Here is a 17,594-nt window from a genome sequence, read left to right on the forward strand (position 1 = left end):
CAGTACGGTTCCGGCCGATATTAGGCTCAACGGCACCGGCACCATCCCGCCGGCGTGCCACCTCAGGTTCCGCACCCCACAAGGGCGCACACCGACACAGGAGTCAGCCATGGGCGTATTCGCCAGCACCGACGACCCGTCATCCTCGGGTCACGAGCAGGTCGTGTTCTGTCAGGACAAGCAGTCCGGCCTGAAGGCGATCATCGGGATCTACTCCACCGCGCTGGGCCCCGCCCTCGGTGGCACCCGGTTCTATCCGTACGCCAGTGAGGCCGACGCCCTCGCCGACGTGCTCGACCTGTCGCGGGGCATGGCGTACAAGAGCGCCCTGGCGAACCTGGACCTGGGCGGCGGCAAGGCGGTCATCTGGGGTGACCCGGAGCAGCTCAAGAGCGAGGCGCTGCTGCGCGCGTACGGCCGCTTCGTGGAGTCGCTCAACGGCCGGTACTACACCGCGTGCGACGTCGGCACCGACGTCAGCGACATGGACATGATCGCCCGGGAGACCCGCTACGTCACCGGTCGCAGCGTGGCGCACGGCGGCGCGGGGGACTCCTCCGTCCTCACCGCCTGGGGCGTCTACCAGGGCATGCGGGCCGCCGCCGAGCACGTCTGGGGCAGCCCGACACTTGCCGGCCGCCGCGTCGGCGTGGCCGGCCTGGGCAAGGTCGGCAAGTACCTGACCGCGCACCTGCTCTCCGACGGTGCGGAGGTCGTGGCGACCGACGTCAACCCGCGCGCCCGGGAGTGGGTGCGCACCACCCACCCGCAGGTCACCCTGGTCGACGACACCGCCGCGCTGGTCGCGTCCGACATCGACGTGTACGCCCCGTGCGCGCTGGGCGGCGCGCTGAACGACGAGACCGTGCCGGTGCTGCGGGCCAAGGTGGTCAGCGGCGCGGCGAACAACCAGCTCGCCCACCCGGGCATCGAGAAGGTGCTCGCCGACCGGGGCATCCTCTACACGCCCGACTACGTGGTCAACGCCGGCGGCGTGATCCAGGTCGCCGACGAGATCGAGGGCTTCAACTTCGAGCGGGCCAAGCTGCGTGCCACCCGGATCTTCGACACCACCCGGGAGATCCTGCGGCTCGCCGACGACGAGGGTGTTCCGCCGGCGGTGGCCGCGGACCGGCTCGCCGAGCGGCGGATGGCCGAGGTCGGCCGCCTGCGCACCATCCACCTGCGGTGAACCGGCGCCCGGGGGCGGGCGTCGGTCCACCCCCGGGCCACACCTGGGCCCGAGTTGGGCGTTAAGCTGTCTTTGGTGTTTACGTAGCAGTTCGTCCGCTGTCACGGCCGGTCCCGGCAGTCGCTCCTTACCGGGTACACTGTGTGACGGTCGGAACACTGCGACGCGCTGGGCCGGTCGACGGTGACCCGAGGTGCCGAACGGTGGCATCCCCATGTACCGTAAGAGCCACGAGAGATGCCTGACGTCATCGGGGCCCGCCTTCGGGCTGCCCCGCATTCTGTGCGAGGGGGTCGAGCCATGGGGCGCGGCCGTGCTAAGGCCAAGCAGACGAAGGTGGCCCGGGAGTTGAAGTACCACTCCCCGAACACCGACCTAACCGCCTTGCAGCGTGAACTGGCGGGTAGTGGAAAGTCTGAGCACAACTTCGACGACGACTACAAAGAGTATGTCGACGACGATGACGAGGACCACGCGGACGACGACCCGGACCCCTGGGCCCGTCCGGCCCGCTGACCTCCGGTCACATCTGAGCACGCGGTAGCCCCCGCGTGCTCACGCATGTGCCCAGCCGGAGCCGACGGAGCACCGACGATCAGGGACCTGCCGCACCGGGACGCCTCCCCGGCTGCGCCGGCAGGTCCTTGATCGCGGACCGGCAATCAGCGCGGGCGGTTGTTCCAGTTGTAGAACGTCGGAATGTTCTCGAAGTGGTTCCACGCGCACACCGCGGTGCTGCCGTCGCCCGGCGCCTCGGCCCGCAGCAGGCGCGCCGCCTCCGCCTCGTGGAGCAGCGCGGTCAGCCCCGCGGCGGCATCCCGCACCCGGCCGGCGACCGTTTCCCGGTCGGTGTCACTGGTGATCTCGGGCATGCTCCAACACTCCCTCCAGTAGGCGGATCTTGCTGTTGCGGCAGTGCTCGGTCTCCGTACCGTCGAACCGCCCCTGCTCGAAGTAGCGGTTGGCGGCGTGGCCCCCGCCGCAGAAACCGAAGTACGGACAGGACGCCCGGCACGCCTCCACGCCGGTGAGGAACTCGCCGACCCAGGGCGTCCGCCCGGCCCCGGCGAGGATCTCGCCCAGCGGGGTGACGAGCACGTTCCCGCTGCCGAAGTCGCCGTACCGGGGATCGGTGAAGCCGGCCAACTCCGGCGAGAGCACCACCACCGAGCCGTCGTGGCCGACCGTCGGGATCGGGTCGAGCCGACGGGGCAGCAGATCGTCCGCGGCGCCGGCCAGCACCGCGCCGGCGTACCGCAGCGACCACTCCACCTCGCGCAGGTGGATTCGGGGATCCTGACGCCAGGCGGTGACCAGCTCGGCCCAGAACCCGGTGACCGAGGCGCCGTCCCGGGCGTTCGACCGGGTGTTGACCCCCTCGGTCTCCTCGATGTTCACGCCCAACACCTCGCAGCCCAGGTCGAGGAAGTAGGCGTACAGCTCGGCCGCCAGGCCCGGCTCCGGCCGGGAGACCACCGCCAGGGCCGAGAACGGCAGCCCGTGCCGGCGCAACGCCGCCACCCCGGCCACGATCCGGTCGTACGCCGGCCGGCCGCCCCGGGTCACCCGCTCGGCGTTGCGCGCCCGCGGGCCGTCCACGCTCACGCTCACCCGCACCCGGTGCTCGGCGAAGAACGCGCACCAGGCGTCGTCGATCAAGGTGGCGTTGGTCTGCACGTGGTGCTCGACCTCCGCCCCGAACGGGGCCAGCAGCGCGGCGAAGTGCTCCCGGCCGGCCGCGAGCGGCTCCCCGCCGTGCCAGACCACCGAGCACCGCCCCTGGGCCGCCCACCGGTTCACCGACGCCGCCACCGCCTCGGCCACCGCCACCGACATCCGCCGGTCCGCCGCGCGCAGCGGCAGGTAGCAGTAGGCGCAGTCGAGGTTGCACAACGTGGTCGGCTGCATCACCACGTACGAGGGGACGGCGGCGATGCCGCGCATCCCCCCGGGCGGGCGTGCAGCCATCGAACCTCCCCCGCGCGCCGGAAAACCGAACCTTCAGGCTAGGCGGAGGCGGCCACTCGGGTGAACCCCCGATCAGGTGCCCGGCTGATCAGCGCAGGGTGACCAGCGCGATCAGCCCCGGGTGTGCTGCCCGACCATCTGCACGTTGCCGGAGCCCTCGATGATCTCGCCGGCCTGCCACGCGTCGACACCGCGACCGGTCAGGGTCGCCAGCGCCCGGTCGGCGTCCTCGGCGGCGACGATGGCGAACATGCCGACGCCCATGTTGAACGTCGACTCCATCTCCGGGTCCTCGATCCGGCCCTTGGACTGGATCAGGTCGAAGATCGGCTGCGGCTTCCAGGTCGACCGGTTGACCACCGCGTCGACGTGCTCCGGCAGCACCCGGACCAGGTTGCCCGGGATGCCGCCGCCGGTCACGTGGGCCAGCGCCCGCACCTCGGCCTCGGCGATCAGCTTGAGGCAGTCCTGCGCGTAGATCTTGGTCGGGGTGAGCAGCTCCTCGCCCAGCGTGCGCTGGCGGCCGAAGTCCTCGATCACCACGTCCAGCCGCATCCGGGCGGCGCCCAGCAGCACGTGCCGGACCAGCGAGTAGCCGTTGGAGTGCAGGCCGGAGGAACGCATGGCGATCACCACGTCGCCCACCTCGACCCGCTCCGGGCGGAGGATCTCGCTCTCCTCCACCACGCCGACGCCGGTGGCCGAGATGTCGTACTCGTCCGGGCGCAGCACGCCGGGGTGCTCGGCGGTCTCGCCACCCAGCAGCGCACAGCCGGCGTACCGGCAGCCGTCGGCGATGCCGGCGCCGATCTCGGCGACCCGGTCCGGGACGACCTCGCCGGTGGCGATGTAGTCGAGCAGGAACAGCGGCTCGGCGCCGCAGGCGACCAGGTCGTCGACGACCATGGCGACCAGGTCGATGCCGACCGTGTCGTGGATGTCGAGCTGCTGGGCGATCACCAGCTTGGTGCCCACCCCGTCGGTGGAGGAGGCCAGGATCGGGCTCTTGTACTTCTTCGTGTCCAGCCGGAACAGGCCGGCGAAGCCGCCCAGGTCACCCATGACCTCCGGGCGCCGGGTCTCCCGGACCTTGGACTTGAGCAGCTCGACCGCGCGGTCGCCCGCCTCGATCGACACCCCGGCGTCGGCGTACGAGACCGAGCGTTTGCGCTGCGTGCGCCCGGACCCCGCCGACCAGGGCTGGCGGTCGCCGCCGGCGCCCGTCGGGCTGGATCCTGCGCCGCTGCGCTCGGACACGTGCGTCACGGTTCTCCCCTTTGTGGTTCCGCGGGGCCGGAACGCCGGACCCGCGTCGGTGGTGCTACGGGTGATGGGTCGGTGTGGCGACGAGTGGGCCGGTGGGCTCGGCCGCCTCGGTGACGACCCGGCGGCCCACTCCCTCGAGCACGTGCTTGCCGATCAGGTTCCCGGCCGGCAGTTCGATCGGATACTCCCCATCGAAGCACGCCCGGCAGAGTCGGGTCTTCGGCTGCTCGGTCGCCGCGATGAGACCGGGCAGCGAGACGTAGCCCAGCGTGTCGGCGCCGATCGACCGCCGGATGCCATCGTTGTCCAACCCGTTGGCCAGCAGCTCGGCCCGGGTGGCGAAGTCGATGCCGTAGAAGCAGGGCCAGCTGACCGGCGGCGAGGAGATCCGCACGTGCACCTCCAGCGCGCCCGCCTCGCGCAGCAGCCGGACGATGGCCCGCTGGGTGGTGCCCCGGACGATCGAGTCGTCCACCACCACCAGCCGCTTGCCGCGGACGTTCTGCCGCAGCGGGTTCAGCTTGAGCCGTACGCCGAGCGCGCGCAGCGTCTGCGAGGGCTGGATGAAGGTGCGCCCGACGTACGGGTTCTTCATCAGGCCCTGGCCGTACGTGATGCCGGACTCCTCGGCGTAGCCGATGGCCGCCGGGGTGCCGGACTCCGGCACCGGGATCACCAGATCCGCCTCGACCGGGTGCTCCTTGGCGAGCTGGCGGCCGATCTGCACCCGCGCCGCGTGCACGTTCCGGCCGGCGATGGTGGCGTCCGGCCGGGCGATGTAGACGTACTCGAAGAGGCAGCCCTTGGGTTCCGGCGCGGCGAACCGGCTGGAGCGCAGCCCGTCCTCGTCGACGGCGATCAGCTCGCCCGGCTCCACCTCGCGGACCACGCTCGCGCCGACGATGTCCAGCGCGGCGGTCTCGCTCGCCACCACCCAGCCGCGCTCGAGCCGGCCGAGCACCAGCGGGCGTACGCCGTGCGGGTCACGGGCCGCGTAGAGCGTCGACTCGTCCATGAAGACGAAGCTGAACGCGCCGCGCAACTGCGGCAGCACCTCCAGCGCGGCCGCCTCGACCGAGAGGTCGGGCCGGCTGGCCAGCAGCATGGTGACGAGCGACGTGTCGTTGCTCGACCCGTCGGAGTCCAGGCCGCGGGCGGACACCTCGCGCTGCAACTCGGCGGTGTTGACCAGGTTGCCGTTGTGGGCCAGCGCGATCGTGGTGCCGGCGCTGGTGGCCCGGATCGTCGGCTGGGCATTTTCCCAGGTCGAGCCGCCCGTGGTCGAGTAGCGCGCGTGCCCGATCGCGACGTGCCCGCGCAGGCTGGCCAGCGTCGGCTCGTCGAACACCTGGGCGACCAGGCCGAGATCCTTGTAGACCACCACGCCGGAGCCGTCGCTGACCGCGATGCCCGCGGCCTCCTGACCGCGGTGCTGGAGGGCGTAGAGCCCGAAATAGGTAAGGTTCGCGACTTCCTCGCCGTGCGCCCAGACACCGAAGACGCCGCACGCGTCCTGGGGGCCGGGTCGCTGGGGGTCAAGGTCGTGGCTCAGCCGGCCATCGCCTCGGGGCACCTGCCGCTCCCTCGTGCTGGGGGGTCTGGACTGGCCTGGCGGAGTCGGGGGGCAGCTCCGCACCGTGGGCCGGGACCGTCGTCGGCCACCAGTGTACGCGAACCCGCGTCGCCACCGACAGTCACGAAGGGTCTGCTGAGCGTGGCTCGGAACGCCGACGCCGGGCGGTTAAATCGGGAGGTACGCGGAGAGGTCGGCGCGGTTGCCGGAGACCCGGACGCGACCCTCGGTGACCGCCTCCGCCCAGCCGAGCCGGCCGGTGGCGATCGACAGCCAGGTGCCCGGGTCCATCTCCACCACGTTCGGCGGGGTGCCCCGGGTGTGTCGCGGCCCGGCCACGCACTGCACCGCGCCGTAGGGTGGGACCCGTACCTCCACCGATCGGCCGGGAGCGCGCTCCGTGAGGGCGGCCAAGAGCATCCGGACCGCTTCCCGGAGCACCGGCCGTTCGGGCGTACGCCCCTCGTCCAGTGCCGCCAGAGCGGTGCGCACCGAGTCGGAATAAGCGTGCGGAGAGGACACGACGGGACGATACGACCCGGCAGAAGGCGGCCCGACGCCGGCCCTGGGTAGAGATGATCCGGTCAGACAAGGCATAGTTGCCGACGGCGTAATTCGTACCGTGAGTGATCAACCCGGCCGGACCGGCCGGCGGGAAGATCAGACCCGGAAGGCGGTGGACGTGTCCACACACCGACGTGCCTGGCAGCATCGGGCCGGTGTGGTCGTAGCGCTGATCTTCGGCGCCCTGCTCACCGTCCCCGCCACACCCGCCCTCGCGGCCGACGTCAGCGTCTCGCCGGGCTCGGTCACGGTCAACGCCGGCAGCGACACCACAGTGACCGTCCGGGTCACCCCCGGCGAGGGCGACCAGAACGCGCAGATCGGCATCACCGGCCTGCCCTCCGGCGTCAGTTGCGTCTCCGGCTGCGGCCAGGTCAACTTCGCGCCGGGCAACCCGATGCCCAAGACGCAGCTGCTCACCATCCGCGCGAACGACAACGCCGGGGACGCCAACGGCTCGGTGACCGTGCAGGTCCAGCCGGACAAGTCGGACCCGGCGACCGGCACCTTCAACCTCACCGTCAAGGGCAAGGCCGCGCCGCCGCCGCAGCAGCCGCAGACCGTCAAGACGGTCTCCGGCAAGGTGGTCGACTCCAACGGTGAGCCGATCTCCGGCGCACTCGTCATGCTGCGCGACAGCGCCGGCAAGGAGCGCCGGACGAACACGAACGGCAGCGGCAACTTCACCTTCAGCGGGTCCGCCGACAACCCGATCGCGCCGGGCCGGATCGACCTGGGCGCGTCCGCGGACGGTGCGACCCCCAGCGCCAAGTCGATCAACGCCGCCGCCGGCCAGTCCGTGACCGGCATCCGGATCGGGGTGGCGCTCAAGGCGTCGGCGAGCCCGAGCGCGACGCCGTCGGCCAGCGAGTCCGCCCCGCCGTCGGAGGAGGCCACCGAGGAGGAGGTCACCGAGGGCCCGGCCACCGAGGCCCCGGCCGCCCAGCAGCCGACCGCCGCCGAGGACTCCGGCGGCTTCGGCAACTGGCTGCTCATCCTGCTGGGCGGCCTCTTCGTCGCCGTCGGCGTGGGCACCATCGTGCTGCTCTACATGCGCCGCAAGAACGACGAGGGCGACGGCGACGGTCCCGACGGACCGGCCGGTCCGGGTGGGCCCGGCGGCGGTGCCGCGGCGGGCGCGATCCCCGCGGCCCACGGCGCCTACCGGGGCGTGGACGACCAGACCCGGGTGGTCAACGGCATGGGCGCCGGTCCGGCCCCGACCATGGTCGGGGGCGCCGCGATGAGCGAGGCGCCGACCATGCTCCAGCGCCCGGTGGTGGACGACGTCCCGCCGGACCCGTACGGTGCGCCCCCCGGGCCCGCGTACGGCGTCGGGGCGGGACAGGCCGGCTACGGCTACGGCGACGACGCCCCCGGTCAGGGCGGCTACGGCTACGGCAACGCCCCCTCCTCGGGCGCCGGCAACGGCTACGGCAACGCGCCCTCGTCGGGCGGCGGCTACGGCAACGGCCCGTCCTCCGGTGCCGGCTACGGCAGCCCCGACTACGCGGCCGGTGCTGCCGGGGCGGCCGGCTACGGCGCGGCCCAGGGCGGCGGCGGGTACGCAGGCGAACGTTTCGACGAGCCCACCGGCCGCTACACGGGCGACAGCACCCAGTACGCGCCGGCAGCCGACCCGTATCCGACCAGCACCTACCAGCCGGAGCAGGGTCGGGGCTACGACCAGTCCGGCCCGGGTCAGTACGGCCGGGGTGCGGAGCAGGCCGACGGCTACGGTGCCGGGGCCGGCTACGGAGCCGCCTCGGGCGGTGGCTACGACGGCAACCCTGCCGGTGGCTACGACGGCGGCCGGCAGCAGGGCGGTTACGGCGACGCCCCCGGCTACGGCGACAGCCGGCCGGGTGGCGGTTACGGCGACGCGCCCACCGGCGGCTATGACGGCGGCCGGCAGCAGGGCGGCTACGACAACGCCCCCAACGGCGGCTACGACAACGCCCCGGGCTACGGCGACAGCCGGCCGGCCAGCGGTTACGGCGACGCGCCCACCGGCGGTTACGACGGCGGCCGGCAGCAGGGCGGCTACGGCGACGCCCCGACCGGCGGCTACGGCAGCCACCAGGGTGGCGGCTACGACGGCCGGCAGCCGGGCGGCTACGACGGCGGCCAGGCCGGCGCGGCCTACGGCAACGCCTCCGGTGGTTACGACGGCGGTCACCAGCCGGGCGGCTACGACCAGCAGGGTGGGTACGACCAGCGCGGCGGGTACGGCCAGCAGGGCGGATACGGTCAGGAGCCGCCGCAGCAGCGCGGTCCCGGCTACGACAACCAGGCCGGCTACCCCGACGATTCGGCGCAGTCCGGTCGGGGGCGGGCGGACGGTACACCGGATCGGGGCGGGCGACGCCTCGACTGGCTGGACGACTGACCCGCGTTCTTCGCGCCACCCGTGGCCGTCCGGCACCCGCCGGGCGGCCACGCTCGTCAGGTCACCAGAGCACCGGTCCATCGGCCCAAGATCTTGGTACGGCACGGCCCCTACGGGGGCGGCCTCGTACCAAGATCTTCAGTCGCCGAAGGCGAGGAAACCGTCAGGCGGGGGCGAAATACCCCTGGCGGAGCACCGGCACCACGTCGGAGACACCGATCTCGGCGGCGACCTCGACATCCTCGGCGAACCCGCCCTCGGCCAGCTCCCGGCCGGAGACGCAACCCCGCACCGCCGCCGGCACGTCGGGCGTGCTGGCGAGTGCCGCCAGCGCCATGGCCGCCTCCACCGAGAGGCCACCCGCCACGCCGGCCAGGGCGTCCAGCACGCAGGCGGCCCCGAGCTGGTCCTCCACGCTGGGGCGCAGCGACCCGTCCGGCCAGCGCTCACCGGCGGCCACCACGCCCACGGCGGCATCGTTCGTGCCGTACCCCTGGTGGCGGAGCCATCGCCCGACGGCGCGTGCGTTACGCAGGCACGCCGCCACCACCGGCATCCCGGTGGCGCTCGCCGCGGCGCTGATCGCCGAACCGTTGGGCGACGGCAGCACCAGGTCGGCGACCACGGGTGCGGTCCGCAGCGCCGCCGGGGAGAGCGACCACGGATGCTCCGGGGTCGTCTGCCGGCGACCCACCGCGGCGACGGCGCCGACCCGGCGGGCGTACTCGGCCGCCTGCTCGCCCCACGGGAACGGGTGCACCCGTGAGCCCCGGCTCACCGCCACCTCCACGGCGGTGGTGAACGACAGGACGTCCACCACCACCAGGACGGCACAGACCCGGCCGAGTTCCGCCGCTCCGGTCAGGCCCCAGTCGAACCGGGCACCGGCACCGGGCTGCGTGAAGACGCCCACGCTCGTGACCTCAGCGCTGATCCGGCTCACCGGAAGCCGGGCGGGCATCGCCCGGGGTGGAGTCGGACGGCGGCCCGGTGACCTCCGCCGGGGACGCCTCTGCCCGTGCCGTGGCCGGCCCGGCCGGCTCGTCGTCGACGCGCGCCGGAGCGGACCCGCCGGACTGCGCCCCGGCCCGCGCCGGAAGCGAGCCGGTGTCGCCCCGCGACGGGTCGGCGGAGTCGGTGCCGGCCGCTGTCGCGGTCGGACCGGTCCGACCGGTCGGACCGGTCGGCGCGTCCCCGGCCTCGGGCGAGCCGGCTCCGGCCTCGGGCGAGCCCTCCCGGGCCGGGGCGGACCCGGTGCCCGCGTCCGCCCGCGTCGGGCCGCCCGACGGTGCCGGCGCTTCCGCGTCCGGGGTCGTCCGGGCGATGGGCTCCGCGTCGACCCGGGCCGGATCCACCCCCACCGGCTGCTCGGCGGTCGCCGGCAGCACGGTGGTGGTGCCGGTACGGGTCGCCGCCACCTCGACGCGCGGCGCCTCGGCGTCACCGAACAGGCGCGGCAGCGTCGCGCCGTGCGCCTCACGCAACTCGTCCAGGCCGATCCGGAACTGGCCGCGCACCTCCAGCGCGCCCCCGGCCGGGTCGGTCACGCCGATGTACTCCCACGGCACCCCGCGCTCGGCGCAGAGGGCGGTGAACGCCTTCTCGTGCCCGCGCGGCACCGACACCAGCACCCGGCCGGCGGACTCGCTGAACAGGAACACGAACGGCATCGAGCCGTCGGCGAAGTGCTCCGGCAGGGTGACCCGGGCGCCGACGCCGCGACGCAGGCTGGACTCGACCAGGCTCTGCGCCAGGCCGCCGTCGGAGAGGTCGTGCGCCGAGCTGACGTGCCCCACCCGGGCCGCCTCGGCCAGCAGCTCGCCGAGCTGCCGCTCGCGGGCCAGGTCCACCTGCGGCGGGATGCCGCCCAGGTGCTCGTGGGTCACCCAGGCCCACTCCGAGCCGGACAGCTCGACGTGCGTCTCGCCCAGGAGGAAGAGCTGGTCGTGGTCGCCGGCCGGCCGCGGCACGAAGCCCATCGGCACCCGCGCGGCGACGTCGTCGAGGATGCCCAGCACGCCGACCACCGGGGTCGGGTGGATGGCCGCCGCGCCGGTCTGGTTGTAGAAGCTGACGTTGCCGCCGGTCACCGGGATGCCCAGCTCCAGGCAGCCGTCCGCCAGGCCGCGTACGGCCTCGGCGAACTGCCACATCACGCCCGGGTCCTCCGGCGAGCCGAAGTTGAGGCAGTTGGTCACCGCGATCGGCTTCGCGCCGGTCACCGCCACGTTCCGGTACGCCTCGGCCAGCGCCAGCTTCGTCCCGTGGTACGGGTCGAGGCGCGCGTACCGGCCGTTGCCGTCGACGGAGAGCGCGACACCGAGGCCGCTGCGCTCGTCGATCCGGATCACGCCGGAGTCCTCCGGCTGGGCGAGCACGGTGTTGCCGAGCACGTACCTGTCGTACTGCTCGGTCACCCAGGTCTTGTCGGCCAGGTTGGGCGACGCGATCATGCGCAGCACGGTCTCCCGGAGCGCGTCCGGGGTGCTCGGGCGGGGCAGCGTCTCGGCCCGGTCGGCCTGGAGCAGGATCAGGTCGGCCGGCTCCCGCATCGGGCGGGCGTAGACCGGCCCGTCGTCGACGAGCGAGCCCGGCGGCACGTCCACCACGAGCTGGTCGCGCCAGGTGATGACCAGTCGGCCCGGCCGGCCGTCCGGCGACGGCGGGGTGACCTCGCCGATGGCGGTGGCCCAGACGCCCCACTTCTCGGCGGTCTTGAGCACCGCCTCCAGCTTCTCCGGCGTCACGACCAGCAGCATCCGCTCCTGGGACTCGCTGGCCAGGATCTCGTGCGGCTCCATCGAGGGCTCGCGCAGCGGCACCCGCTCCAGCCACACCCGCATGCCGGTGCCGGCGGAGGCGGCGGTCTCGGTCAGCGCGCAGGTCAGGCCGGCGCCGCCGAGGTCCTGGATGCCGACGACCAGTTCGGCGTCGTACAGCTCCAGGCACGCCTCGATGAGCAGCTTCTCCATGAACGGGTCGCCCACCTGCACGGACGGGCGGCGCTGCTCGCTGCCCTCGTCGAAGGTGGCGCTGGCCAGCACCGACACGCCGCCGATGCCGTCGCGGCCGGTCCGGGCGCCCATCAGCACCACCACGTTGCCGGGGCCGGTGGCGTCCTTCTTCTGGAGCCGGTCGACCGGCAGCACGCCCAGGCACAGCGCGTTGACCAGCGGGTTGCCCTGGTAGCAGGGGTCGAAGACCACCTCGCCGCCGATGTTGGGCAGGCCGAGGCAGTTGCCGTAGCCGCCGACGCCGGCCACCACGCCGGGCAGCACACGGGCGGTGTCCGGGTGGTCGGCCGCGCCGAAGCGCAGCGGGTCCATCACGGCCACCGGGCGGGCGCCCATGGCGAGGATGTCGCGGACGATGCCGCCGACACCGGTCGCCGCGCCCTGGTACGGCTCGACGAAGCTCGGGTGGTTGTGCGACTCGACCTTGAAGGTCACCGCCAGTTCGTCGGAGACCCGGACCACGCCGGCGTTCTCCCCGATGCCGGCGAGCAGCCGGTCGCTCGGCGGCGCCTTCTCCCCGAACTGACGCAGGTGCACCTTGCTCGACTTGTAGGAGCAGTGCTCGCTCCACATGATCGAGTACATGGCCAGCTCGGCCTGGGTCGGCCGGCGGCCGAGGATCTGCCGGATCCGGTCGTACTCGTCGTCGCGCAGGCCGAGTTCGGCGTACGGCTGAAGCTCCTCCGGCGTGCCGGCGGCCCGCGGCACGGTGTCCACGCCCGGCGCCCAGTCGTCGGTCGGGCCGGCCTGCGGCGACACGCCCTGCGGCGCCCGCAGGCCCGGATCCGGATGGGTGGTCATGACGTCTCCTTGCTGCGCTCGCCGTCGGGACGGCGGGTGAGCCGACCGATGGTCACGCCGGGGCTCCCACCAGGTGCTTGAGCACCGAGGTGAAGAAGCCGAGGCCGTCCAGGGAGGGGCCGGTGAGCGCCTCCACCGCGTGCTCGGGGTGCGGCATGATGCCGACGACGTTGCCGGCCTCGTTGGTGATCGCGGCGATGTCGCGCTGTGATCCGTTGGGGTTGCCACCGACGTACCGGGCCACGACGCGGCCCTCGGCCTCCAGCCGGTCCAGCGTGGCGGCGTCGGCGACGTAGCAGCCCTCGCCGTTCTTGACCGGGATGAGCACCTCCTGGCCCGGCTGGAACGTGTTGGTCCAGGCGGTGCCGGTGGCCTCGATCCGGAGGACCTGGTCCCGGTTGCGGAAGTGCAGGTGCTGGTTGCGGGTGAGCGCCCCGGGCAACAGATGCGCCTCGCAGAGGATCTGGAAGCCGTTGCAGATGCCGAGCACCGGCAGGCCGCCGCGGGCGGCGTCCACGATCGTCTCCATCACCGGCGCGAACCGGGCGATGGCGCCGCAGCGCAGGTAGTCGCCGTAGGAGAAGCCACCGGGCAGGACGACGGCGTCCACGCCGTGCAGGTCCGGGTCGCCGTGCCAGAGCCGGACCGGCTCGGCGCCGGCGATCCGGACGGCCCGGGCCGCGTCCCCGTCGTCGAGCGAGCCGGGGAAGGTCACCACACCGACCCGGGCGGTCACGAGTGCGCGCCCGCGGTCTCGTCGGCCTCGACCACGCGGACCGTGAAGTCCTCGATGACCGGGTTGGCGAGCAGCTTGTCGGCGATCTCGCGGGCCCGGTCCAGGTCCGGTTCGCCGGTGAACTCGATCTCGATCCGCCTGCCGATCCGGACCGAGGCGACGTCACCGACGCCGAGCCGGGGCAGTGCGTTTGCGACGGCCTGGCCCTGTGGATCGAGGATCTCGGGCTTGAGCATGACGTCGACGACGACGCGAGGCACTGGGCACTCCTGACTGTGTACGCAGTTGGGTGCCGGCCCACAAACGGCCGAGCGCAGCCAGCCTACCTGGCAGATACCGCCCGACCCGCACCGGCCGGGGCCAGTTCGAACAGTGGACGGCGGGACCCGGGAGACCGTTGCGCGTTCGTTGCGGCGTCGATACGTATTCGTTGCGCAGCGCCTCCGTCCAGAGGCCGGGGCAACGGCTCTCACCAGGCGTTTCACGTCCCATCGCCGGGCGGATGGGGCTGACTTCCGACAGCGGGCCGACACACCCGCCGACACACCCCGAGACATCGAGTCAATCCGATTCATGTCTTGTGACGGGACTCGCCCCGGCCGTAGCATGCATCGTCAGATGTCGATGTGAGTGATCGATGTCTCCCGCCGGCCCACCCCGCCCGGCGGGCACCGATCCGCGCCCGGGGATCCCGGGCGTCGCGCAGAAGGAGCCCCGACATGCGCCTCCGTCCCCTGCTCGCCGTGCTGACCACCGCGCTCGCCGGCGTGCTGGCCACCGCATCCGGCGCCGGCGCCGCACCGGCCGGTCCGCAGCCGATCATCGGCGGCAACACCGTCTCGTCCGCGCCGTGGGCCGCGGCCGTCTTCAGCAACGGCTCGTTCACCTGCTCCGGCAGCGTGATCGCGTCCCAGTGGGTGCTCACCGCCCGACACTGCGTCAGCGGCACCATGTCGGTACGGGTCGGCAGCGTCTACTACGCCTCGGGCGGCGTCACCCGCAGCGTGAGCGCCTCCTACACCCGCTACGACCTGGCCCTGCTCCGGCTCTCCAGCACGGTCAGCACCTCCGCCGTGTCGCTGGCCAGCAGCAACCCGCCGGTCGGCTCCACCAACTCGATCTACGGCTGGGGCATGACCTGCTACAGCGGCTGCGGCGCGTCGCCCCAGCTCAAGACCGCCAACGTCCAGGTGACCAGCACCAACGTCACCGACGCGTACGGCGGCCAGGCGATCCGGAGCACCCGGATCAACGGCAACGCGTGGCGGGGCGACTCGGGCGGCCCGCAGTTCTACAACGGCCGGCAGGTGGGCGTGGCCTCCACCGCCGACGGCTCCAGCATCCAGAACTACGGCAGCGTCGCGTACAACCGGTCCTGGATCACCTCCGTGGCCGGTGTCTGACGGTTGATGCCGAAGCGGCGCGGATGGCCGGGACCCGCCCGACCGTCCGCGCCGCGCCGTTTTGCAGCATCCGATCGGGTGCCCACGGCACCCGAACGGCTCCGCCGGCGGCTGACAGCATCGAAACCGTGCTGGTCGTGACGACGGATCAACTGCCCGGCTACGAGATCCGCCAGATCCTCGGCGAAGTGGTCTCCTCGATGGCGAGGACCCGCAACCCGTACCGCGAGGGGGTCAAGAATCTGCGCGGTGGCGCCTACGACCCGATGGCCCCGGACAACCTCACCCGGTGGCGGACCGACTCGGTGGCCCGACTGGGTGAGGAGGCCCAGCGGCTCGGCGCGAACGCGGTGATCGGGATGCGTTTCGACAGCCGCGACTGCGGCGAGATGTGGATGGAGATCTGCGCCTACGGCACCGCGGTGATCGTCGCGCCGAAGATGCCCGACGTCATGCCGCCCGACCAGCCGATGATCGCCGCCGAGACGGCCCACGACCCGGAGATCGCCAGCGCCCCCGGCGGCATCGCCGAACCGGCCAGCGCCCCCAACCTCTCGACGGCCGCCGAAACCCCCACCGGCCCCTGACCCCCGCGTCTCCCCGCCGCCTCGCCGCCGTCTCCCCGCCGTCTCGCCGCCGCCTCGCCGCAGCCTTGTCGCCGCTGATTCACGGAAAGTGCGGCTATCGAGCGCGAAACAGCCACTCTTTCCGTGAATCAGCGGGCACTAGCTCAGCGGGCACTAGCTCAGCGGGCACCAGAAAAGGTCGGTCAGAGGATGGGGGGTGGGGAGTAGGCGGCGGCCTCGGGGTGGGACTGGACGATCTTGGTGACGCGGGCCACCAGGTGGGACACCTGGGTCTCGGCGGCGCCGGTGAAGGTGTTGCGGTCGGCGACCAGCGCGTCGATGTCCGCGCGGGTCAGGTTCAGGCGGCCATCGGCGGCCAGACGGTCGAACAGGTCGTTCCCCGCCGCGCCCTGCTCCCGCATGGCCAGCGCCACGGCCACCGCGTGCTCCTTGATCACCTCGTGGGCGACCTCCCGACCGACGCCCCGACGCACGGCGGCGACCAGGATCTTGGTGGTGGCCAGGAACGGCAGGAAGCGCTCCAGCTCCCGGTTGATCACCGCCGGGTACGGGCCGAACTCGTCCAGCACGGTCAGGAACGTCTGGAACAGGCCGTCGGCGGCGAAGAACGCGTCCGGCAGCGCCACCCGCCGCACCACGGAACAGGAGACGTCCCCCTCGTTCCACTGGTCACCGGCCAGCTCGCCGACCATCGACAGGTAACCCCGGATGATCACCGCGAAGCCGTTCACCCGCTCCGAGGAGCGGGTGTTCATCTTGTGCGGCATCGCGCTGGAGCCGACCTGCCCCGGCTTGAAGCCCTCGGTGACCAGCTCCTGCCCGACCATCAGCCGGATCGTGGTGGCCAGCGACGACGGCGCGGCGGCCACCTGCGCCAGCGCGGAGAGCACGTCGAAGTCCAGCGAACGCGGGTAGACCTGCCCGACGCTGTCCAGCACCCGGGCGAACCCCAGGTGCCCGGCCACCCGGCGCTCCAACTCGGCCACCTTGTCGGCGTCGCCGTCGAAGAGGTCGAGCTGGTCGGCGGCCGTGCCCACCGGCCCCTTGATCCCGCGCAACGGATAGCGGTCGATCAGGTCCGTCAACCGCTCGTACGCGATCAGCAGCTCCTCCGCGGCGGACGCGAAGCGCTTGCCCAACGTGGTGGCCTGGGCGGCGACGTTGTGCGACCGGCCGGTCATCACCAGCCCGGAGTATTCACCCGCGTGCCAGGCCAGTCGCGTCAGCGTGGCGACCAACCGGTCCCGGATCAGCTCCAGCGACGCCCGGATCTGGAGCTGCTCGACATTCTCGGTGAGGTCCCGGGAGGTCATCCCCTTGTGCACGTGCTCGTGCCCGGCGAGCGCGCTGAACTCCTCGATCCGGGCCTTCACGTCGTGCCGGGTGACCCGCTCGCGAGCGGCGATCGAGGCCAGGTCGACGTCGTCGACCACCCGCTCGTACGCCTCGACCACCCCGTCCGGCACCGGCACGCCGAGATCCCGCTGGGCCCGGAGCACCGCCAGCCAGAGCCGGCGCTCCATCCGGACCTTCTCCTCCGGCGACCAGAGGGCGACCAGCTCCGGCGAGGCGTAACGGTTGGCGAGCACGTTCGGGATCGTCGTCACGTACCGCATTCTTTCGTACGCCCCGGAAGGCCGGCCACCAGGCCGGTCCCGGCGGCCGTTCCGACGGGATGTCGACGATGCGACAGTCACGCTCCGGCGCGAATTCCACGGATATGCTGTCCGCCCTCCGTCAATGATCCTCGATCCGGGAAGGCGTCCCCGATGTCCCAACCCGTAACCGATGTCGACACTCTGCCCTTTCTGGTGTCCGTGGACGTGTCGGACGACCCGGACACCATGGGGCTGTTCCGCAGGGGCGAACGCGAGGTGGCCGTCAGGAACATCCCGATCGCCGTGCTCCGGGAGAGCGTCCGGCACACCGTGGCCGCGCTGCGCACGGTCTTCGACGAGGTGACCGAGGAGACCGGGCGGCTCCGGCTCGCCGAGGCGCAGTTCAGCTTCGAGGTGTCCGCCAAGGGCGGCCTGAACCTGGTCGGCACCACCGAGATCGGCTCCAAGGGCACGGTCACGCTGACGTTCCGGGAGTAGCCGTC

At 72.7% G+C, this 17,594-nt stretch carries 16 protein-coding genes; 6 read left to right on the forward strand and 10 right to left on the reverse strand.

Annotation, left to right across the window (positions count from 1 at the left end):
- The first annotated feature begins 109 nt into the window (after positions 1-109).
- Positions 110-1,192: a Glu/Leu/Phe/Val dehydrogenase gene (locus ACIA6B_RS09160; RefSeq protein ID WP_396772248.1), complete on the forward strand. Its 1,083-nt coding sequence runs from the start codon at positions 110-112 to the stop codon at positions 1,190-1,192.
- A 300-nt stretch (positions 1,193-1,492) separates the two neighbouring features.
- Positions 1,493-1,708: a DUF3073 domain-containing protein gene (locus ACIA6B_RS09165; RefSeq protein WP_396772249.1), complete on the forward strand. Its 216-nt coding sequence runs from the start codon at positions 1,493-1,495 to the stop codon at positions 1,706-1,708.
- Positions 1,709-1,854: 146 nt separating this feature from the next.
- Here the strand turns inward: ACIA6B_RS09165 and amcA are convergent, their stop codons facing one another.
- From amcA to ACIA6B_RS09190, 5 genes are all read right to left on the reverse strand, one after another.
- Entirely contained in the window at positions 1,855-2,064 is a 210-nt protein-coding gene (gene amcA, locus ACIA6B_RS09170) for a multiple cyclophane-containing RiPP AmcA (protein ID WP_396772250.1), read from the reverse strand.
- Positions 2,045-3,136, reverse strand: coding sequence for a cyclophane-forming radical SAM peptide maturase AmcB (gene amcB / locus ACIA6B_RS09175; protein ID WP_396772560.1), 1,092 nt, complete (start codon positions 3,134-3,136; stop codon positions 2,045-2,047). The genes amcA and amcB overlap by 20 nt, the downstream gene beginning before the upstream one ends.
- A gap of 135 nt (positions 3,137-3,271) precedes the next feature.
- Positions 3,272-4,426, reverse strand: coding sequence for a phosphoribosylformylglycinamidine cyclo-ligase (gene purM / locus ACIA6B_RS09180; RefSeq protein ID WP_396772251.1), 1,155 nt, complete (start codon positions 4,424-4,426; stop codon positions 3,272-3,274).
- A gap of 55 nt (positions 4,427-4,481) precedes the next feature.
- Positions 4,482-5,999, reverse strand: coding sequence for an amidophosphoribosyltransferase (gene purF / locus ACIA6B_RS09185; protein WP_396772252.1), 1,518 nt, complete (start codon positions 5,997-5,999; stop codon positions 4,482-4,484).
- A 168-nt stretch (positions 6,000-6,167) separates the two neighbouring features.
- The gene (locus ACIA6B_RS09190) at positions 6,168-6,491 is read right to left on the reverse strand and encodes a sterol carrier family protein (RefSeq protein ID WP_396772561.1); all 324 of its coding nucleotides are present in this window, start codon (positions 6,489-6,491) and stop codon (positions 6,168-6,170) included.
- A gap of 190 nt (positions 6,492-6,681) precedes the next feature.
- On the opposite strand from ACIA6B_RS09190, the gene ACIA6B_RS09195 reads away from it, so the two are divergent.
- Positions 6,682-8,952 (forward strand): carboxypeptidase regulatory-like domain-containing protein, encoded by a 2,271-nt coding sequence (locus tag ACIA6B_RS09195; protein WP_396772253.1) that lies wholly within the window; start codon positions 6,682-6,684, stop codon positions 8,950-8,952.
- Positions 8,953-9,115: 163 nt separating this feature from the next.
- On the opposite strand, the gene ACIA6B_RS09200 is transcribed toward ACIA6B_RS09195, so the two are convergent.
- Genes ACIA6B_RS09200 through purS form a run of 4 tightly spaced genes read right to left on the reverse strand, consistent with a single transcriptional unit; the run spans position 9,116 to position 13,763 of the window.
- Positions 9,116-9,913: a 2-phosphosulfolactate phosphatase gene (locus ACIA6B_RS09200; protein WP_396772254.1), complete on the reverse strand. Its 798-nt coding sequence runs from the start codon at positions 9,911-9,913 to the stop codon at positions 9,116-9,118.
- Entirely contained in the window at positions 9,876-12,767 is a 2,892-nt protein-coding gene (gene purL, locus ACIA6B_RS09205) for a phosphoribosylformylglycinamidine synthase subunit PurL (RefSeq protein ID WP_396772255.1), read from the reverse strand. The genes ACIA6B_RS09200 and purL overlap by 38 nt, the downstream gene beginning before the upstream one ends.
- A 52-nt stretch (positions 12,768-12,819) precedes the next feature.
- Positions 12,820-13,503: a phosphoribosylformylglycinamidine synthase subunit PurQ gene (gene purQ / locus ACIA6B_RS09210; RefSeq protein ID WP_281933566.1), complete on the reverse strand. Its 684-nt coding sequence runs from the start codon at positions 13,501-13,503 to the stop codon at positions 12,820-12,822.
- Positions 13,500-13,763 (reverse strand): phosphoribosylformylglycinamidine synthase subunit PurS, encoded by a 264-nt coding sequence (gene purS, locus ACIA6B_RS09215; RefSeq protein ID WP_281933568.1) that lies wholly within the window; start codon positions 13,761-13,763, stop codon positions 13,500-13,502. The genes purQ and purS overlap by 4 nt, the downstream gene beginning before the upstream one ends.
- A 459-nt stretch (positions 13,764-14,222) precedes the next feature.
- Between purS and ACIA6B_RS09220 the strand changes: the two genes are divergently transcribed.
- Complete coding sequence (locus ACIA6B_RS09220) at positions 14,223-14,906, forward strand: S1 family peptidase (protein ID WP_396772256.1); 684 nt, start codon at positions 14,223-14,225, stop codon at positions 14,904-14,906.
- A gap of 23 nt (positions 14,907-14,929) precedes the next feature.
- Positions 14,930-15,493 carry a YbjQ family protein gene (locus ACIA6B_RS09225; RefSeq protein WP_396772257.1) on the forward strand — a complete coding sequence of 188 codons (564 nt, stop codon included), beginning with the start codon at positions 14,930-14,932 and terminating at the stop codon, positions 15,491-15,493.
- A gap of 182 nt (positions 15,494-15,675) precedes the next feature.
- On the opposite strand, the gene purB is transcribed toward ACIA6B_RS09225, so the two are convergent.
- Complete coding sequence (gene purB, locus ACIA6B_RS09230; RefSeq protein WP_396772258.1) at positions 15,676-17,100, reverse strand: adenylosuccinate lyase; 1,425 nt, start codon at positions 17,098-17,100, stop codon at positions 15,676-15,678.
- Positions 17,101-17,262: 162 nt separating this feature from the next.
- On the opposite strand from purB, the gene ACIA6B_RS09235 reads away from it, so the two are divergent.
- On the forward strand, positions 17,263-17,589 hold the full coding sequence (locus ACIA6B_RS09235; RefSeq protein ID WP_281933575.1) for a hypothetical protein: 327 nt from the start codon (positions 17,263-17,265) through the stop codon (positions 17,587-17,589).
- Positions 17,590-17,594: the final 5 nt, after the last annotated feature.

Source organism: Micromonospora sp. NPDC051141 (assembly GCF_044455765.1).
Taxonomy (GTDB): Bacteria; Actinomycetota; Actinomycetes; order Mycobacteriales; family Micromonosporaceae; genus Micromonospora.

What these genes read in the sequence shown, in the direction of transcription:
- purL (WP_396772255.1), bottom strand. Translation starts at nt 12,767, where the DNA reads ATGACCACCCATCCGGATCCGGGCCTGCGGGCGCCGCAGGGCGTGTCG.
- ACIA6B_RS09160 (WP_396772248.1), top strand. Translation starts at nt 110, where the DNA reads ATGGGCGTATTCGCCAGCACCGACGACCCGTCATCCTCGGGTCACGAG.
- ACIA6B_RS09165 (WP_396772249.1), top strand. Translation starts at nt 1,493, where the DNA reads ATGGGGCGCGGCCGTGCTAAGGCCAAGCAGACGAAGGTGGCCCGGGAG.
- ACIA6B_RS09225 (WP_396772257.1), top strand. Translation starts at nt 14,930, where the DNA reads ATGGCCGGGACCCGCCCGACCGTCCGCGCCGCGCCGTTTTGCAGCATC.
- amcA (WP_396772250.1), bottom strand. Translation starts at nt 2,064, where the DNA reads ATGCCCGAGATCACCAGTGACACCGACCGGGAAACGGTCGCCGGCCGG.
- ACIA6B_RS09235 (WP_281933575.1), top strand. Translation starts at nt 17,263, where the DNA reads ATGTCCCAACCCGTAACCGATGTCGACACTCTGCCCTTTCTGGTGTCC.
- amcB (WP_396772560.1), bottom strand. Translation starts at nt 3,136, where the DNA reads ATGCGCGGCATCGCCGCCGTCCCCTCGTACGTGGTGATGCAGCCGACC.
- ACIA6B_RS09200 (WP_396772254.1), bottom strand. Translation starts at nt 9,913, where the DNA reads ATGCCCGCCCGGCTTCCGGTGAGCCGGATCAGCGCTGAGGTCACGAGC.
- ACIA6B_RS09220 (WP_396772256.1), top strand. Translation starts at nt 14,223, where the DNA reads ATGCGCCTCCGTCCCCTGCTCGCCGTGCTGACCACCGCGCTCGCCGGC.